We start from the raw sequence: 19,193 nt of genomic DNA, 5'->3' as shown, positions 1-19,193 counted from the left end.
CATCCTACGGACAATCCAGGGTTATTAAATCAATCACCGTTAGGCTGCTGGGAACTTCGACTATCTACGACTTTTCCAGTATCCAGGTTCTCGGCTGCAATGCATAACCGCCAAAATGAGAATGTAGTCTTGCTCGATTGTATAGAGAATTGCATAGGGAAATCTGCGTGCCATGCATCGTCGGACAGCATCATCAATAACAACATAATGAGTAGGAGATGCTCTAATTCGATAAACCGTATCCTCGATAGCATTGATAAATGCCTGTGCAACCTCAACCCGTTGCTCTGTATAGTATTGAACCGCTTCAGCATATTCAGTGAGAGCTTCAGGGTGAAATACATACCTCATGGCTCAATCAGTCGTCTAACTTGAGCCAGAGCTTCTTCCCCCGAAATTGGCTGCACAGAGCCATCCCGAACCTCGCCTCTTCGTCTTTTTGCTTCAGTTACCCAAACTGCCTGAATTGTTGAATCGGTATCGAATTCTAAGCTTTCTACCAACTTGTCTGCAAGCAGCGCCCTTGATACACTAGGTAAGGACAATATCTCTTCTGTCAGTTGCTCAATTGATCCCATAGCCCGTCGCAGAATAATAAACTCTAAGTATTATCATACTATAGCAAAATCGACTAAGTTAGTTCTTTTTTGATAAATCTTTAATTAATCTGCTATGGGCAGTGCGTTACGCTATCGAAGAGCGCACCCTACTATAATTAGACTAGAATTGAGTTTGCTAGAGAAAAATTCAGGGTACGGGCGAAGCATTCGGATAGGAAATCTAGGGTTTCAGTAATAGGTTATTGTCCGAATGCTTCGCCCCTACTCAATCATCTAACAATCCGTCGTAACGCACCACATCTATCATTAATTTAACTACTACTTGGTGCGTTACGCTATCTGGGTGCGTTACGCTATCGCTAACGCACCCTACTAAAAACAATCATGAACGAAGCAAGAATAGAAGCTTACTTAGCACTAATCCAAGCACTACTCCAGTGCGAAAATGGTCAAGAACCAGCGCTATTACAGGCTAACGCGGAATTAGTTGATGCAGGCTTAGTCGCTGTGATGGGTCAGTATGCAGATTTTTTGCAACAGCAGGGAGAAGATAACAGCGCGGGATGGTTGAGGAATATGGCGCAACAGTTAGGACAATTTTTAGACGCGCCAAGGGATAATCAAAACCCCTACATCAGTTTTTTTCCAACCCTACTGCAAACTGTCCAGGAAAGTCGCGGAAACCGCCAAGCAATTTATCCCCTGCTCGACAATAACCTCCATCTCTTAGATGAAAACTTACTTAACCTCCTCCGTGCTTGGGGAAATCAACTCAAGGAACAATACAATCCAGAGGAAACCAACCAACTAGGGACATTATTCTATGATCTTGCTTATGCTTTTCATGAGTTTCCTAAAGGTAATCCACGCATTAACTTGGACATCGCCATCTATGGATACGAATTTTGCGCCACCATCTGCCGCCAACCCGGATTAGAAAGGGATTTAGCCACAACCCTGACTAATCTGGGCAATGCCTACAGTACCCAAGCCCAATTGGGTCAAGAGCCGGTAGCCAACCTAGAACGGGCGATCGCCAACTACACCGAAGCCGCCACCATCCGCCGCCAACCCGGATTAGAAAGGGATTTAGCCAGAACCCTGAATAATCTGGGCGTAGCCTACAGCACCCAAGCCGAATTGGGTCAAGAGCCGGTAGCCAACCTAGAACGGGCGATCGCCAACTACACCGAAGCCGCCACCATCTTCCGCCAACCCGGATTAGAAAGGGATTTAGCCCTAACCCTGACTAATCTGGGCAATGCCTACAGGACCCAAGCCCAATTGGGTCAAGAGCCGGTAGCCAACCTAGAACGGGCGATCGCCAACTACACCGAAGCCGCCACAACTTACCGCCAACCCGGATTAGAAAGGGATTTAGCCCAAACCCTGACTAATCTGGGCAATGCCTACAGGACCCAAGCCGAATTGGGTCAAGAGCCAGTAGCCAACCTAGAACGGGCGATCGCCAACTACACCGAAGCCGCCACCATCTTCCGCCAACCCGGATTAGAAAGGGATTTAGCCCGAACCCTGAATAATCTGGGCAATGCCTACAGCATCCAAGCCGAATTGGGTCAAGAGCCGGTAGCCAACCTAGAACGGGCGATCGCCAACTACACCGAAGCCGCCACTATCCGCCGCCAACCCGGATTAGAAAGGGATTTAGCCGGAACCCTGACTAATCTGGGCAATGCCTACAGGACCCAAGCCGAATTGGGTCAAGAGCCGGTAGCCAACCTAGCACGGGCGATCGCCTTTTATCGAGAGGCACTTTCCTTTCTCAACCCCACTCTCTTACCGGCTGACACCCTCAGAACTGGACGGAACCTCGGCAACTTGGGCTTTAAGCAGGGCTGGTGGGACATTGCCTTAGAAGGCTACAGGGTTGCCGTGGAAGCCGTTGAACAAAGCCGCGCCTGGGCTACCAGCGAAGCCCTGCGCCAAGAAATTGTCCGCGAGTCTATCGACGTTTATGAAAACCTGATCCAAGCGGCCGTTAACCAGGGCGATCTCTCCCTGGCGCTGCGAACCGTCGAACGTTCCCGCTCCAAACGCCTTGCCGACCTAATCGCCATCAGCGACCTCTACGCCGATGGGCGCATCCCCCCAGAAATACAAGCCTGGTATCAGCAACTTCAGGACAGCCGCCGCAGCAAATCCCAACTCGCTCAAGACCGTCCTGAACTGTCCAAAGACGATAAACCATCCTTGACCCCTGCACTAAGCCGCAACACCCGCGCTAGCTTTGCCTCTGAACAACTCCTCGCCGCCGAAGCCGCTGAACGTCAAGCCTGGGAAGCTCTCTACCGCTTTGATGCCATCACCGCCCAACTTCAGCAACCCCAACCCCAACCCCGACTCGATGAACTAACGGCGCTGCTTCCTTCTCCCCAGACTGCCCTCCTCAGCTTCTACACCACCGCCACCCATACCCACATCTTTGTCCTGCGTCGCCCCTCCCGGGATGGCGGGGAAGGGGTCAACTGCCACACTATTCCCAATCCCCCGGAGTCGGCCAACGACCTGCAAAACTGGCTGATCGACAACTGGGTTAACCCCTACATTGCGATTAATCAAGCAGAGACCGCCCAATCCCGCCAGCAGCGTCGGCATGAGTGGCACCAAGCTATGGCCACTCGTCTGCAAGAACTGGCAACCCGCCTGCAATTCGACACCCTCATCCAACAGCACCTCCAGGGAATCACTGAGTTAATTCTGATTCCCCACCTCTTTCTGCACCAAATTCCCTTCGACCTTCTACCCACCGCCGAAGGACAACTCCTGGGCGATCGCTTTCGCCTTCAGTTTGTCCCCAGTACGAAAATTCTCGGACTGTGCCAAGAGCGATCGCAACCCACTCCCGACACCCTGGGGATTGTGGAAAACACCACAGAGGATTTGCCCTATACTCCCCTAGAGTGTGAGTGGGTCGCCCAAACCTGGAACGTGCCTCGCCAACGGCGGCTACAGGGGCGCACAGTTACCCCCGACTCTTATCTGCAATTGCTGAAACAAGTGCAGGCTTTGCTCTCCAGCCACCACGCCACCAGCCGCCCCGATGATCCCCTCAACTCCCACCTCGTCCTAGCCGGGGAGCAAAAAGTCACCTTGCGGGATTTAATTAGTCCCTCGTGGCGCTTTCCCGAATTGTCGGAAGTGTTTCTCTCCTGTTGTGAAACTGGTCTCAGTTTTGCCAGTTTCCGAGATGAGGAAGGAAACCTGCGACGGGAATTACTGGACGAACCCCTCAGCTTAGGTACAGGCTTTCTGCTGGGGGGCGCTCGTGCTGTGATTAGTAGTCATTGGGCGGTGGCTGATCTAGCGACGGCGCTGTTTTCCCGGGAGTACCACCGCGCACGGCGGGCCGGAGAGGAACGCTTAACGGCTCTACATCAGGCTCGTCAAGCGATGCGGGAGACTTGCCAAAAAGACTGGCGGGACCGTTTGACAGCCGATTATCAGCAGGCTTTCCAGACTTGGCAACAAATGCGCCAAACTAAGGATCCGAACGCCGATACTGCTCAAGCCAATTATCAGAAAATCGGCGAATTGATCAAGTGGCTTGACGAATTTGCTCCCGATGCAGTGCCTTTTCAGGATTATCGTTACTGGGGGGCGTTCTACTGTCTGGGACTTCCTTAAAATTATGAATTATTTCCTTGTTGCAAGCGGGCGAAGCATTCGGATAGGAAATCTACGGTTTCAGCGATAGGTTATGCCCAAATGCTTCGCCCCTACTTTTTCAGCAGACCCTAATTAAGTAGATAGGTATTAAAAACTTTCAGATCACCCCGCCCCCCTTATTAAGGGGGGACTAAGGGGGGATCGGCACCCCCCAAGGGGGCAGGGGGGATCAAACCTAAAATCCATTTTTAATTTAATTATAACCAGCTAATTAGGATAAACTCGCCCTTTCCAACCTCCCCCTTGGCCGCGCCAATAACGCAGGGCAGAATCGACGGTCATTAAACTATAAAAGAGGGCAATTAGGGGTAAAGTTAAAGCCCGCAGGGGGGATAATTTATATAGTCTTAAAGTCGGGCTATAGGAAAGGGCTATTAGTAATAAAGTGACGGTGCTAATTATGATAATTGATGTTTCTTTTAAGACCAATCCCCAGATTAAGCCCAAGGGGGCGGCTAAATAGGTTAAAAACATCCCGAAAATTGTGCCAATTAACCAAAGTTTTGAGTAATTTAGTTGTGTAAAGGCGGTGCGGGCTACCATATTCCAAATGCTGGCTAAATCTGGATAGGGACGGAGACTATAGGTGCTTTCTGTTAATCCTAACCAGATGGAACTCTCGTTATTTTCTGGGTGATTTTGCAGATATTTTTTAACCGCAATCGCCAAAGAACAATCATCAATTAAAGCTTGTTTAAGAATTTCAATACCGCCAATTTTTTCTAGGATATCTCGGCGAATTAAAATGCAACCCCCAGCGGCGGCTGCTATCGGGGAATTAGGATTATTAACTAGGGGAAAAGGATAGAGTTTCTCGAAGAAAAAAACAAAGGCAGGAATAAGAAATTTTTCCCAAAAACTGTCACAGCGTAGCAACACCATCAGGGAAACTAAAGCTTGGTTTTCCTGTACTGCTTTAGTGACTAATTGGGTTAAATTATCCGGTGCGTGGGCAATATCGGCATCGGTGAAGAGAAAATAATCGGGTGCAAATTTTTCGGTAGCCTCTGTTATTCCCTGTTTCATTGCCCATAATTTACCCGTCCATCCTATCTCTAAAGGTTGTCCATAAATAATAGTTATTTGTCCAGATTTATGAGATTGATCAGCAATTTCTTGGGCAACTTTTCCCGTGCCATCACTGCTTTGATCGTCAATTAAAATAATGGAAAATTCGCCTTGATAATCTTGGTTAAAGAGGGAAGTTAAACTGATAGGTAAAACGTCGGCTTCGTTTCGTGCGGGGATAATTGCCGAGACTTTTGGATAATTTGTTAAGGGAGAAGTGACAGAATTAATTTTTTGGTTAGATAGCCAAAATTGTCCCCTGGCTAAGATTAAATATAACCAAATTATTAGCGATAGGAAAGTAACTAATAATAAGAAAAATGTCATAAGCTGGTGGCCTTTCGATGAGGGAACAGGGAATAGGTTAAAAAGAGGATCAAATTTAGATGCACAATAGCTTAACCAGTTTGGGGTTTAACAGAGGGCAAATTAGGGTAAAATAGAAGCAAGTTAGTAAGATTAGGCGAGGGAGTAAATCATGGATTATGATGTCGTAATTATTGGGGGTAGACCGGCGGGAGGTCACTGTGGTAGATTATTAAGTGAAAAAGGTTATCGTGTTCTTTTGGTGGAACAACATTCTAGTTGGCAAGATAATAACTTTTCTAGTGCCGCTTCTCCCCTAGAAATTTTAGAACAATTCAATCTCCCCGAAACCGTAGTGGCTAGGTTTTGGAAAAATATCGAAATTATCTCCACTAGCATACATCATTTTTGGTCATCAGCGCAACCTTTAGGGGTAGTTTTTGATTTTGCCAAATTGCGAGAGTTTTTAGCCGCAGAAGTGCTGCGTTGGGGGGGAGAAGTTCGTTTAGGTTGTCGTTATCTGAAATATGAACAAACGGAGAATCAGCTAACTGTTTTCTTGAAATCAAAAGGCGAGGAAATCGAGACAGTTACTACTCGTTTATTGGTTGATGCTACCGGATACGCTAGAGCAGTTATGTATAAATATAGACGAGAAAAACCTGATTTTTTAAAGGGGGTAGGTATTGAATATTTAATTGCTGTGCCAGAAGTAGATTATCAAAAATATCAAGATAATTTAGTATTTTTTCTCGGTCATAAATGGAATCCTAAAGGTTATGGCTGGATTTTTCCTATGGATAATCAGCAATTAAAAATAGGAGCCGCTTGGTTAGAGGGAGAACATCCTTATATTTCTGAAGTTAAGCCTTTAAAAAGTTATATTATCGAGATAATAAAAGACTACATGAACTTAGATAATTATGATCTAGTAGAGCAACACGGTTCCATCGTGGAATATTCCTCTGGACTGCAAGATATTTACTATAAAAAACCAAATATTATCGCCATAGGTGATGCAGTTTCAACTATTAATGCTTTAGGAGGGGAAGGTATTCGCCATGCTATGAAAGGAGCCGAAATTGCTTGTCAATACATGGAGGAATATTTACAGGGAAAATCGAGTAGTTTTGCCCCTTATCAACAGAGGATGCAGGAATATTTTCAACCAAAATGGAATTTATCCGATCGCCTCAGTCGCAAAGTTTATTTAAAATATAGTGATGCGCGTATAGATCAAGGAGTATCCTATCTCAAGTATCTTTCCACTCAGGATATAATCGACATTTTATTTTACTACAAATTTGAAAAATACACAAAAGGGTTAGGAGGATTTCTGCTGGGGAAATTACGTCAATGGTGGCGCAAAATTTTTCCTAGTCAAAAACCTGAGTAAATAGGCTAGGATAAAGCTAAGGAAACAATATTGGTAAAGACCGTGAGTAAGTTTATTCGCTACAGTACAATTATCACTCTGCTGGGCATTTTAGCAGCCTGTAGTGGCAATCCTGACCTAGAAAATCGTCTGGCTGCCGATCCTAATCTACAAACAAATCCCATACCAGAAAACTCTCCTAATAACAGGCAATTACCCGCAAATTTTCCCGCAGAAATTCCTCGATATAGTCAATCAGAATTATTATCCGTGCAGACAAATCCTGATAATACTGGTGGACAAACTCGTTGGCAATCCAACGATCCCAGCAATGCGATCGAGGCTTTTTATCAACAGGAATTAGTTAATAATAATTGGGAAATTATTAATCCCTTTTCTGGGGAGGGAGTTAATAGTACCCTAACGGCCCGTCGAGATAATTTAGAGTTAACTATCACCATAACTGCCACTTCTCCCAATACCGAATATAGCCTCGATTATCGTCCAATAGGAACCCCGATTGCTTCCCCTAGTCCCTCCCCTAGTCCCTCCCCTATTTCTTCCCCCTTGCCAAATCTTAATCCCACCAGTTTTAACGATCTCGAATCCTTACCTAATCCCTTAAAAAGCCACATTCAAGACTTAGCTAGATTAGGAGTATTAACAGGTAATAACAATCAGTTTAACCCTAATAATACCATAACTCGCCGAGAATTTGCTCGCTGGTTGTTACAGGCTAATAATGCCATTTATGCTAATGTAGCGGGTAAACAAATCCGTTTAGCTACTCCCAATAGTTCCCCAGCTTTTAGTGATGTTAAAAATAACGATCCCGATTATATTTATATTCAAGGATTAGCGGAAGCGGGGTTAATTCCCTCTCCTTTAACGGGAGATAGTAGCACCCTTTTATTCCGTCCCAATGCTCCTTTAACCCGGGAAGATTTAATCGCTTGGAAAGTGCCATTAGATATTAGAAAAGCTTTACCGAGCGCCAATCTTGATACGATTAAAAATACTTGGGGTTTTCAGGATACTAATAAAATTAACCCGCAGCTGGTGCGCGCTCTTTATGCCGATTTTCAAAATGCCGAACAAGCCAATATTCGGCGAGTTTTTGGTTTTACTACCCTATTTCAGCCAAAAAGACCAGTAACTCGCGCTGAAGCTGCCGCTACTTTATGGTATTTTGGTTTTCAGGGTGATGGTGTTTCCGCTGCCGATGCTTTGCAGGGTCAAGATACGCAACAGAGTGGGGTTAATTGAAATTTGTCCATAAAAATTAAGGGTGTGTTAGGAAAATACAAGCACTCTTTTTGACATTTCTTCATATCTATTCAGAAAAATTAACAAAGGATTCTTGACCCGGCAGCTAGGGGAATATTTTATGCTAAAGATATAACTCTGCTGCAGGGGATTTTCTTGCTGACTTCCGCTGCTATTAACATTATGACCCATCAAACTCTCAAACTCGCCGGGATGAGTTGCGCTGGTTGTGCTGATTCGATCGAACGGATAATTGAATCTATCCCCGGAGTGATTCGATGTCAAGTTAATTTTGGCATGGAACAGGTGGATGTGGACTATGATCCCAAGCGTACCGATCTTAACACTATTCAAGCAAAAGTTAGGGATGCCGGTTTCCAAGCTACACCGATAACGGAAATTAATCTCGAATCCAGGCCAGAAAAAGAACTTCTCACTAAACTATCGATCGCTATTGTTATTAGCATTATACTTTTTATCGGTTCTTTGCCGATGATGACGGGTTTATCTCTATCTTTTATTCCCCACTGGTTACACGCTCCCTTATTACAATTAATTCTCGCTACTCCCGTCCAATTTTGGTGTGGTCAAAGTTTTTATAAAAATGCTTGGAAAGCCTTTAAAAATCGCACTGCCACCATGGACACTTTAGTAGTTTTGGGAACCAGTGCCGCCTATTTTTATTCCCTGTTTTTAACCTTCGGGAGCGATTTTATCGAAAAACAGGGGTTTAATTCCCATGTCTATTACGAAGCATCAGCTATCGTCATTACTCTGATTTTACTCGGTCGTTTCCTCGAAAAACGGGCCAGAAAAGAAACGGCAGCCGCGATTAAACAATTAATGGGATTACAGGCAAAAACTGCTAGGGTGATTAGGGAAGAACAGACGCTAGATCTACCGATCGAAGAGGTAAAAGTAGGAGATATAATTTTAGTGCGTCCCGGGGAAAAAATTCCCGTCGATGGCATAATTATCCAAGGCAGTTCTAGCATTGATGAATCGATGGTGACGGGGGAAAGTTTACCCGTGCGAAAAACCGTCAATCAACAGGTAATCGGGGCGACAATTAATAAAACCGGTAGCCTACAAATGCAAGCGTTACGGGTGGGAAAAGATACGGTTTTAGCTCAGATTGTCCGATTAGTGCAAACCGCGCAAGCATCAAAAGCACCTATACAAAGATTAGTTGATCGAGTGACTGCTTATTTTGTGCCGGTGGTGATGATTATTGCCGTAATAACTTTCCTATTTTGGATTCTCCGCACGGGTAATCTCACCCTCGCTTTGATTACAATGGTGGAAGTCCTAATTATCGCTTGTCCCTGTGCGCTAGGATTAGCTACACCCACCTTGATTATGGTGGGAACAGGACAGGGAGCAAAACAGGGAATTTTAATTAAAAATGCCGAAAGTTTAGAATTGGCCCAGGGTATTACTACTATTGTTCTCGATAAAACGGGAACTCTCACCCAGGGGAAACCAACGGTGACGGACTTCTTGACTCGCGAGGGGGTGAGGGATGGACGGGAATTATCGCTGCTGCAGTTAGTCGTATCGGTGGAGAATCATTCTGAACACCCGCTAGGAGAAGCAATAGTTAGATATGGGCAGTTAAACCAGATTAAAACCCTAGAAGTAAGCGAATTTGACTCAATAACCGGGTCAGGAGTGCAGGGAAAAGTCGGGTCAGATTTCGTGCAAATCGGGACACAACAATGGTTAGAAAGTCAAGGGATCGAAACAAAAGTTCTTAAAAAAGTCGCCCACGATTGGGAATGGCAGAAAAAAACCGTGGCTTGGATAGCGGTTAACGGGCGTTTAGAGGGGGTGATCGCCATTTCCGACGTTTTAAAACCTTTTTCTTCCTTAGTGGTCGCCAAGCTCAAAAAAATGGGCTTAGAGGTGATGATGATGACGGGGGACAACCTCGAAACCGCAGAAGCGATCGCCAGCGAGTTGGGTATCCGGCGCTTTTTTGCCGCACTCCGTCCCGAACAAAAAGCCGAAAAAATCGAATATTTGCAGAAAAAAGGGAAAATAGTCGCCATGGTTGGCGATGGTATCAATGATGCGATCGCATTGGCGCAAGCGGACTTAGGTATTGCCATTGGCACGGGGACAGATGTAGCGATCGCTGCAAGCGATATAACCTTAATTTCGGGAGATTTACAGGGAATTGTGACTGCTATTGAGTTAAGTCGGGCAACAATGCGAAATATCAAAGAAAATCTCTTTTTTGCTTTTATTTATAACCTGATTGCCATTCCCATCGCTGCCGGAGTCCTCTATCCTTTTCTGCTCAATCCGATTATTGCCGGTGCTGCCATGGCTTTAAGTTCCCTTTCCGTGGTGACGAATGCCTTGCGATTGCGTCGAATTCACCCCAGGGTGGGGGATAACTTTCGTTAACAATTCTTAAGGAAAAACCAGAAAAATTAGCTGTACGGGGGATGATACCGTAGAAAAGGCAATAGAATAATCATCCTGATATGACTGACTCCCCTGAAATACCTTATTTATTACGCGCTGCCAAAGGAGAAATCTTACCCCGTCCTCCCGTGTGGATGATGAGACAAGCAGGACGTTATATGCAGATTTATCGGGAATTGCGGGATAAATACCCCAGTTTTCGGGAAAGATCGGAAAATGCCGATTTAGCGATCGAAATCTCCCTGCAACCTTGGCGTGCTTTTCAACCGGATGGGGTGATCATGTTCTCCGATATCCTCACTCCCCTAGCGGGAATTGGTATTCCCTTTGATATTATCGAAAGTAAGGGGCCGATTATCGATTCTCCCATTCGTACTCAAGCGCAGGTGAACCAACTTAATCCCCTCGATCCCGATCAGTCTTTACCTTTTATCAAAACGATTTTAAAAACCCTGCGTCAAGAGGTGGGAAATAAATCCACTGTCCTCGGTTTTGTCGGAGCGCCTTGGACTTTAGCAGCATACGCAGTGGAAGGGAAAGGTTCTAAAAGTTATTCTGTGATTAAAGGGATGGCTTTTTCGGAACCCTCGGTACTGCACCAATTTTTAGATAAATTAGCGGATATGATTGCCACCTATGTCCGTTATCAAATTGATTGTGGGGCGCAAGTGGTACAAATGTTCGACTCTTGGGCGGGTCAATTAACTCCCCAAGATTACGATGTTTTTGCCTTACCCTATCAACAAAAAGTAGTTCGTTTGGTGAAAGAAACCCATCCCGATACACCGTTAATTCTCTACATTAGTGGCAGCGCCGGCGTTTTGGAAAGAATGGCTCAATCGGGGGTTGATATTGTGAGCGTCGATTGGACCGTAGATATGGCCGAAGCGAGACAGCGTTTAGGTAAATCGATGATGGTTCAAGGTAATATCGATCCGGGGGTTTTATTCGGTTCCCAGTCTTTTATTCGCGAGCGGATTATTGATACTATTCGTAAAGCAGGTAATCAAGGTCATATTCTTAATTTAGGTCATGGTGTTTTGGTGGGAACTCCTGAAGATAACGTGCGTTTCTTCTTTGAAACTGCTAAACAATTTAGTTATCAGGACTAGGGAACATGGGGTGGGGAAATGGGGAAATGGGGGAATTCAACTAAAACCCTAAAACCCTAAAACCCCAACACCCCAACACCCTTTTGACTTTCACACTGTCCCCTAAATTCTGCCGTATCAATTAAAATAATGAAAAAGATATTTCTAACGGGTGTGAGTGGCTGTATTGGGCATTATATCGCCGAGATTTTACTGGAAAATCCCGACTATGAATTATATTTTTTATTGCGTAATCCAGAGAAGTTAAAATTTACTTATCAAGGGCGATCAAATGTTCATATACTTTTAGGCGATATGCAAAATATTGGGGTATATGCGGAGCTTTTAAAAACAATGAATATAGCGGTTTTAATCGCTACCAGTTGGGGAGGAGAGGAGGAAAGTTATCAAATTAATGTGGTAAAAACCCTAGAATTAATTAGTTATTTAGATGCTCAAATCTGCGAGAAAGTCCTCTACTTTTCTACCGCCAGCATTCTCAATCAAAATAATCAACCTTTACCCGAAGCTGGGGAGATAGGAACTAATTATATCCGCACTAAATACATTTGTTATAGCAAATTTACTGACCTAGAAATCGCCGATAAAATTATCACTTTATACCCCACTTTTGTCTTAGGTGGTGACGAAAATAAACCCTACTCTCATATCTATGGTGGTTTACCGGATGTGTTGAAATATATCGGTTTAGTGCGTTGGTTTCAAGCTGATGGCAGTTTTCATTTTATCCATGCTCAAGATATAGCTCAAGTGGTGAATTATTTAATCGAAAATCCCGCACCAGAAAGCAAAATTGTTCTAGGCAATCAACGCACAACAGCTAACCAAGCAGTGGAGGAAATCTGCACTTATTTAAACAAAAAAATCTATTTTCGGATTCCTTTATCTTTAACCATTGCTAACTTTTTTATCAAAGTTTTTAACTTGCAGATGGAAGCATGGGACCGTTTTGCCATGAATTATCGCCACTTCACCCACATTAAAACCTATACTCCTGCTGATTTTGGTTTAAAAAACTATTGTTCCACCCTCGATGATGTTTTAACCTTGCGAGGAATTCCCCGAAAAAAACCCTAAGTAGAGGGGACGGAAAAATATGTGTAATTAATTCTGTCTGGATACTTACAGCGTTTCCCTAAAGATGAAGTCTAACCTAATTCCGCGACTGACTCCCCAAAACGAAAACTTCCCACCTCACCATTAAGATAACTGCTCTATCGGTGATTCTTGAATTAGTACAAGTGTATGAACAACCGCGTGTAAGCATCCCACCGAAAAACTAATGCGCGGGGGGTTTGGGGGGTTCTACCCCCCAAAAACTTGGCTTGAGTGATAAAATCAGAAATAATGCCCAACTCTTAACGCCAAATAGACTAATCTTGAAATTGTCTAGCATGAAATTGAGCGTAACGACCATTAAGATTTAATAACTCCTCGTGATTACCCACCTCGATAATTTCACCCTTTTCTAAGACTAAAATACGGTTAGCTTTTCTGACAGTTGCTAATCGGTGAGCAATAACAAATACCGTGCGCTCCGTCATAATTCTTTCTAAAGCTTCCTGCACTAAAGCTTCCGATTCCGAATCGAGCGCTGAAGTCGCTTCATCTAAAATTAAAATTCTCGGATTAGATAAAACCGCTCGCGCGATGGCGATTCTTTGTCTTTGTCCACCCGATAAATTAACACCCCTTTCTCCCACATAGGTATAGTAACCCTGGGAAAGTTCACCGATAAATTGATGAGCGTTGGCAATTTTTGCCGCTTTTTCCACCTCTTGCAGATTAAAATCTCCCTGACCAAAAGCGATATTTTGGGCTATAGTACCAGAAAAGAGAATATTTTCCTGCAAAACTACGCCAATTTGTCGCCGGAGACTTTTTAAAGTCACATCACGAATATCCACCCCATCGATTAAAATCTTGCCGGCAGTGGGGTCATAAAAACGCAATAAAAGATTAACTAAAGTGGTTTTTCCCGCTCCCGATGCTCCCACTAAAGCAATCATTTCCCCAGCGTGTGCAGTAAAATTAATATTTTTTAAAACCTGTCTGTCCTCATTGTAAGAAAAATTTACTTGACAATATTCAACTTCTTTGCTATGGGGTGGCAACTCGATCGCATTCGGTTTTTCGGTAATTGTTGGCAAAATAGCTAACAATTCAAAAATCCGATCCATGGAGGCTTGACCCTGTTTAAATTGATTATAATTACTGGTAATATGGGCGATAGGATCGATTAACATTGCCACCGCCGCCACATAACTAACAAAGTCAATTCCAGTTAAATTCTTTTGGGAAATTTGCCAACCAGCGAGAAAGAATAAAAAGATGACACCGAGAGCTTGTAAGAATCCCACCACGACGTATTGTAAAGCTTTGGTGGATTCTGATAGGTATTGAGCGCGGCGATTTTCCTCCGCTTCTTGAGCAAAAAGCTCGGTTTGATAATCTTCAGCTGCGAAAGCTTGCACCACGCGAATACCGCCAAAAACTTCGGTTAATAACGAAGAAAGGTTAGATATTTTCGCCTGGGCGCGACGAGCATATTGTAATAATTTTTCGCCAAAAAATCCCACCAAAACTCCCAACAAAGGAGCGATAATAATGACAGCGATCGTCAATTGCCAGTTAACAATAAACATATAGGCAAAGACGACAATTAACTGTAAGGCTGAGGGAATAAAATCATGGAAAAATTTGTTAATTACTTCCCCAATGCGATCAATATCTTCCGTTAAACGATAGGATAAATCACCAGTTTTTGCCGTTTCAAAGTAATTTAAGCCGAGGGTTTGCAGGTGTGCATAAGCTTTTTTTCTTAATTCCAGGGCAATTTTTAAAGAAGCTTTTGCCATCAGGGAATCTTGCCCATACTGAGACATTCCCCGCAGTAAAAAAACCACTGCCCCCACCCCCGAAAGTGTCGCCAATGCCTGCACATTTCCCTCACCGATATATCTGGCCATTTGTCCAGCTAACCAAGCTAAAATCGGCCAAAATACCGTAAATCCGATCGTACAGATGAACGCCAAAATAATTGTTTGGGTTTGGGGACGGAGATAGGGAATGAGGTTCCAATAACTAGAGCGAGATTTCAAAATAATTTAGCGCTTTAAGGGGTTAATCGGGGTGTAGAGACGTTTTTAGTCCACGTCCCCACGATATTTTCCAACAATACCAAGTTATTTGGCGATTAAACCGCCACAGCTTGATTAATGTAGCCTAATTCCGTCAATTTGTTCCAGACTTTGGCGACACTTTCCTCTAAAGTCTCTAAATCAGTGCGGCATTCCACTTCTGGGTTACAAGGTGGTTCATAGGGATCGTCAATTCCCGTAAAAGACTTGATTTCGCCAGCACGCGCTCTTTTATATAATCCTTTCACATCGCGCTCCTCACAGACATTTAAGGGAGCATTCACGAAAACTTCGACAAAATTGCCGATTTTTCCCCGTACTTCCTCGCGAATCTCACGATAGGGAGAAATAGCCGAAACTAGGACAATCACACCGTGACGGGTGAGCAAATTAGACACAAAACCAATGCGACGGATATTTTCATCGCGATCCTCTTTACTAAATCCTAAACCTTTGGTGAGGTTCGTCCGCACTATATCGCCATCGAGAACCTCAATTGAATAACCTTCAGCGATTAATTTTGCCTGTAATGCCTCGGTAATCGTGCTTTTCCCCGCACCGCTCAATCCCGTTAACCAAACCGTCACGCCGCGCTGTTTCATAGCAATCATTAATAATACTTAAATCCTGTTTAGCGTACCATATCTCAGGGATCAGTGATCAGTTACCAGTTATCAGATGGGAGTTTTCAGTTCACTGATTACTGATTACTGCTTACTGATAACTGAACAACCCCCCAACCTGATTGAAACAAACAACCTGTCACCACGATCACTGATAATGTATGTTGAGTTACTGTCTTGAATTAAGGTAATGTTTAAGAAATTCCCCCCTCACACCCCGCTCATTCTTGGACTAGGTTCTGGGGTTGCGCTTTTTACTCTCACCAGTCTCTTTCTCTTTCACCCGAAAATTCTCGCTTGGCTCGATCGCAATAGTGCTTCGGTTCCTAGCCAAGATCCTAACCAATCCTCTGCCGTAGTTGATAGCGCTTCCCTACCACAAACCGAGCGAGATGTCAAGTTAAAAGATGTTGCTGATGCCAATGCGCCCTCTTTAGAGCGTAGTCGCGCCCGCTATCTCTTGGCTATGGATTTATTGAGAAAATATGAAGGCGGTCCGGCTTTAAAACAATTAGAAGGCTTAGAAAAACAATATCCTGTCCTCGCTCCCCAGATTCTCCTCAAACAGGGACGCGCCTACGAATTAAGCAATGATAGTGAAAGAGCGCGAGAAATTTGGCAAAAATTACTGGAAACCTATCCCCAATCGCCCGTAGTGGCGGAAGCTTACTACTCTTTGGGCAAATACGACCCCAGTTATCATGAAAAATTGCTCAAGGAATACCCCCGACACCCGCGTACTTTGGCTTTAATTCGCCAACGTCTTCAAGAAAATCCCGATCAATTTCCCTTATGGTTGCAGTTAGCCAAGGCTAATCCTTTTGATCCTACCCTCAATCAGGCCCGCGATCGTTTGGTGAAAGACTACGTCAATCAGTTAACTCCGGCGGATTGGGCAATGATTGGGGCGGGTTATTGGCAGTCGGGATTGTACGAAAAAGCATATAAAGCCTATGCTAAAGCCACTCCTAGCCCCGAACAAGCCTATCGTTACGCTCGCGGGCTACAAATTGCCAAAAAACTGCCAGAAGCTCGCAGCGCTTACCAAAAATTAATTAAAACCTATCCCCAGGCCCCAGAAACGGGTTTGGGATTACTGCGACTCGCCCAAATTTCTCCTAACCGCGATGCCATAGCATATCTCGATCGCATTGTCAAGCAATTTCCCGATCGCGCCCCGGAAGCTTTGGAAGCGAAAGCCAAATTACTAGGATCAACTAATGCTCAGGCCGCTAGTCAAACATGGCAAACTTTATTAAATAAATACCCAAAATCCGACGAAGCCGCCGATTATCGCTGGTTAATGGCCCAAAGAGCTGCTAAATCCGGTGATTACGCCAAGGCGTGGCAGTGGGCGCAGCCAATTGCGGTTAATAATCCCGATAGTCAAACTGCCCCGAAAGCGGCCTTTTGGGTGGGAAAATGGGCGCAAAAACTGGGCAAAAACCAAGAAGCAAAACAAGCTTTTACCTATACTATTTCTCGTCATCCCCATTCCTATTATGCTTGGCGCTCGGCGGTTTTATTAGGTTGGGACGTGGGGGATTTTACCACTGTCCGCTCCTATAATCCTACCACCGTCAAACCCGCCACTCGTAACGATCCCCCCGCCGGTTCGGAAGCTTTCAAGGAATTATATCGAATTGGTGAAGATACGGACGCTTGGAATCTCTTCCAAGCAGAAATTGTCGATCCTTGGCATTTAACCGTTGACGAACAATTTAACCTCGGTGTCTATAAACTCTCTCGCAATCAAAATTTAGAAGGAATTAACCTGATTTGGCGCTTGCGAGAAAGAGATACCCCAGAGGAAAGGGAAGCATGGAAAGCCCTGCGACAAAATGATAAATACTGGCACGCTTTATTCCCTTTCCCCTACTACGATAGCATCCTGCAATGGTCAAAAGATAGACAATTAAATCCCCTGCTAGTGACAGCTTTAATCCGGCAAGAATCCCGCTTTGAAAAAGAAATTCGTTCTCCTGTGGGGGCAGTGGGATTAATGCAAATTATGCCCGATACGGGGAAATATATCGCGGGTAATACTGGCAATAAAAGTTATTCTTTAACTAATCCCGAAGATAACATTATGATGGGGACATGGTATCTCGATTATACCCACGGCAAATTCGCCGGAAATTCACTTTTTGCCGTGGCTAGTTATAACGCCGGACCTGGGGCAGTTTCCAAATGGAGACAGCGTTTCGATTTTAGCGATCCCGATGAATTTGTCGAGAATATTCCCTTTAGAGAAACTAAGGGTTATATAGAATCAGTGTTTGGTAATTATTGGAATTATCTCCAGATTTATAACCCTGAAATTCAAGAGCAAATGAAGAGAGTTGCTAACCCTTCCTAGGGGATTGATGGGGATGGGTAATTAACTCATTCCCTTAAAGTTATAATTAAATTGAAGATATATCCCCCCTTAATCCCCCCTTAATAAGGGGTGTGCCGATCCCCCCTGCCCCCCTTAATAAGGGGGGCGCCGATAGGCGGGGGGATCCCCCTTGATAAGGGGGGCATCTGACAGTTTTTAACACCTAGCTACTTACTAACTTTTTTCCTAATTATGCAATCATTTAACTGGCAAACCGTCGATCGAGATTCTCCTTTTACTCGCCTAGATTTTCGGACAAAATTAACCATGATGATCGTGGTTACTCTTATCGCTTTTACTTGGGAAAGTCCCCTCGCTGGCGGTTTGCTAACTCTTATTGTCGCTTTAGCTTGTCTCTGGGCTGGGGTAAAATGGTCTTATCTCTTCACCATTTTAAAATTCATGGCTCCTTTTTATCTATTCTTATTAATTACCATGGGATTTTTTAATGTGGAACAGGTAAAAACTTTAACGGGAAAAACTGAATTAACTCCCTTATTAACTGTCGGTTCTGCTCAAATGACTGTGGAGGGAACCCTCTACGGTTTAAATGTGATCTTTAAAACTCTCACCATGGTTTTAATTATTCCCCTCGCTATTTTTACCACTGATATAAATCAGATGATGGTGAGTTTAACTAAAGCCAGAATTCCCTACAAAATAGTCTTTATTTTTTCCTCTACCCTGCGTTTATTTCCTCTCCTAGTAGAAGAATCTCGATCGATTATTTCTGCTCAAAGATTACGAGGATTAGCAATAGAAAAAATGGGTTGGCTGCAAAAAGGAAAAATTTACGCTTCTATCGCTGTACCTTTAATTCTAAACGCTATGGCTAAATCGCAAAAACTAGAAGTAGTTCTACAGGCTAAAGCTTTCTCTGGTGATCCCGATCGCACATTTTTACAGGAATCAATCTTAACCAATAAAGACTATTTATTAATTATTGGCTTTCTATTTTTATTGGTTTTGGCAATTATTCTCTATGTAAAATTCGGGGTGGGAAAATTTGCCTGGTTGTTTTAAGCTCAATCCCTATTGTAAGTAGTTAGGTGTTAAAAACTATCAGTTTCCCCCCTTATCAAGGGGGATCCCCCCGCCTATCGGCACCCCCCTTATCAAGCTATCCATTAGTCAGATCTTTCTTAACAAAAAGAGAAGAAACTTAAAAAAAGGGGAAACGATTGATAGGTATAGTTTTGAAAGAAGGAATTAAGGTGGAGGTAAGCAAAAAAATGGAGAAATG

At 44.0% G+C, this 19,193-nt stretch carries 13 protein-coding genes; 8 read left to right on the top strand and 5 right to left on the bottom strand.

What is annotated here, in order from left to right; all coding sequences use genetic code 11:
* Positions 1–60: 60 nt before the first annotated feature.
* Positions 61–351, bottom strand: coding sequence for a type II toxin-antitoxin system RelE/ParE family toxin (locus O9323_RS05275; RefSeq protein ID WP_008196003.1), 291 nt, complete (start codon positions 349–351; stop codon positions 61–63).
* Entirely contained in the window at positions 348–578 is a 231-nt protein-coding gene (locus O9323_RS05270; RefSeq protein ID WP_002753232.1) for an addiction module protein, read from the bottom strand. Before O9323_RS05270 ends, O9323_RS05275 begins: the two co-directional genes overlap by 4 nt.
* A gap of 366 nt (positions 579–944) precedes the next feature.
* Between O9323_RS05270 and O9323_RS05265 the strand changes: the two genes are divergently transcribed.
* Entirely contained in the window at positions 945–4,205 is a 3,261-nt protein-coding gene (locus O9323_RS05265; RefSeq protein ID WP_288124784.1) for a CHAT domain-containing protein, read from the top strand.
* Between the two features lie 249 nt (positions 4,206–4,454).
* Here O9323_RS05265 and O9323_RS05260 read toward each other — a convergent pair whose 3' ends face one another.
* Positions 4,455–5,642, bottom strand: coding sequence for a glycosyltransferase (locus tag O9323_RS05260; RefSeq protein WP_288124783.1), 1,188 nt, complete (start codon positions 5,640–5,642; stop codon positions 4,455–4,457).
* A gap of 151 nt (positions 5,643–5,793) precedes the next feature.
* On the opposite strand from O9323_RS05260, the gene O9323_RS05255 reads away from it, so the two are divergent.
* From O9323_RS05255 to O9323_RS05235, 5 genes are all read left to right on the top strand, one after another.
* On the top strand, positions 5,794–7,017 hold the full coding sequence (locus tag O9323_RS05255; protein ID WP_288124782.1) for an NAD(P)/FAD-dependent oxidoreductase: 1,224 nt from the start codon (positions 5,794–5,796) through the stop codon (positions 7,015–7,017).
* Between the two features lie 30 nt (positions 7,018–7,047).
* Complete coding sequence (locus tag O9323_RS05250; RefSeq protein WP_288124781.1) at positions 7,048–8,262, top strand: S-layer homology domain-containing protein; 1,215 nt, start codon at positions 7,048–7,050, stop codon at positions 8,260–8,262.
* Positions 8,263–8,445: 183 nt separating this feature from the next.
* Positions 8,446–10,674: a heavy metal translocating P-type ATPase gene (locus tag O9323_RS05245; RefSeq protein ID WP_288124792.1), complete on the top strand. Its 2,229-nt coding sequence runs from the start codon at positions 8,446–8,448 to the stop codon at positions 10,672–10,674.
* Positions 10,675–10,754: 80 nt separating this feature from the next.
* The gene (hemE, locus tag O9323_RS05240; protein ID WP_288124780.1) at positions 10,755–11,807 is read left to right on the top strand and encodes a uroporphyrinogen decarboxylase; all 1,053 of its coding nucleotides are present in this window, start codon (positions 10,755–10,757) and stop codon (positions 11,805–11,807) included.
* 129 nt (positions 11,808–11,936) lie between these two features.
* Positions 11,937–12,884: an NAD-dependent epimerase/dehydratase family protein gene (locus O9323_RS05235; RefSeq protein WP_288124779.1), complete on the top strand. Its 948-nt coding sequence runs from the start codon at positions 11,937–11,939 to the stop codon at positions 12,882–12,884.
* 296 nt (positions 12,885–13,180) lie between these two features.
* Here the strand turns inward: O9323_RS05235 and O9323_RS05230 are convergent, their stop codons facing one another.
* Entirely contained in the window at positions 13,181–14,908 is a 1,728-nt protein-coding gene (locus O9323_RS05230) for an ABC transporter ATP-binding protein (protein WP_288124778.1), read from the bottom strand.
* 95 nt (positions 14,909–15,003) lie between these two features.
* Positions 15,004–15,549 (bottom strand): adenylyl-sulfate kinase, encoded by a 546-nt coding sequence (gene cysC, locus O9323_RS05225; RefSeq protein WP_288124791.1) that lies wholly within the window; start codon positions 15,547–15,549, stop codon positions 15,004–15,006.
* Between the two features lie 211 nt (positions 15,550–15,760).
* On the opposite strand from cysC, the gene O9323_RS05220 reads away from it, so the two are divergent.
* Both O9323_RS05220 and O9323_RS05215 read left to right on the top strand, forming a co-directional pair.
* Positions 15,761–17,929 (top strand): lytic transglycosylase domain-containing protein, encoded by a 2,169-nt coding sequence (locus O9323_RS05220; protein WP_288124777.1) that lies wholly within the window; start codon positions 15,761–15,763, stop codon positions 17,927–17,929.
* Between the two features lie 213 nt (positions 17,930–18,142).
* Complete coding sequence (locus tag O9323_RS05215; protein WP_002740229.1) at positions 18,143–18,973, top strand: energy-coupling factor transporter transmembrane component T family protein; 831 nt, start codon at positions 18,143–18,145, stop codon at positions 18,971–18,973.
* Positions 18,974–19,193 lie beyond the last annotated feature (220 nt).

The organism is Microcystis sp. LE19-131.1A, from assembly GCF_027532015.1.
Lineage (GTDB): Bacteria > Cyanobacteriota > Cyanobacteriia > Cyanobacteriales > Microcystaceae > Microcystis > Microcystis ichthyoblabe_A.
This window is presented reverse-complemented; position numbering and strand designations above follow the sequence as displayed.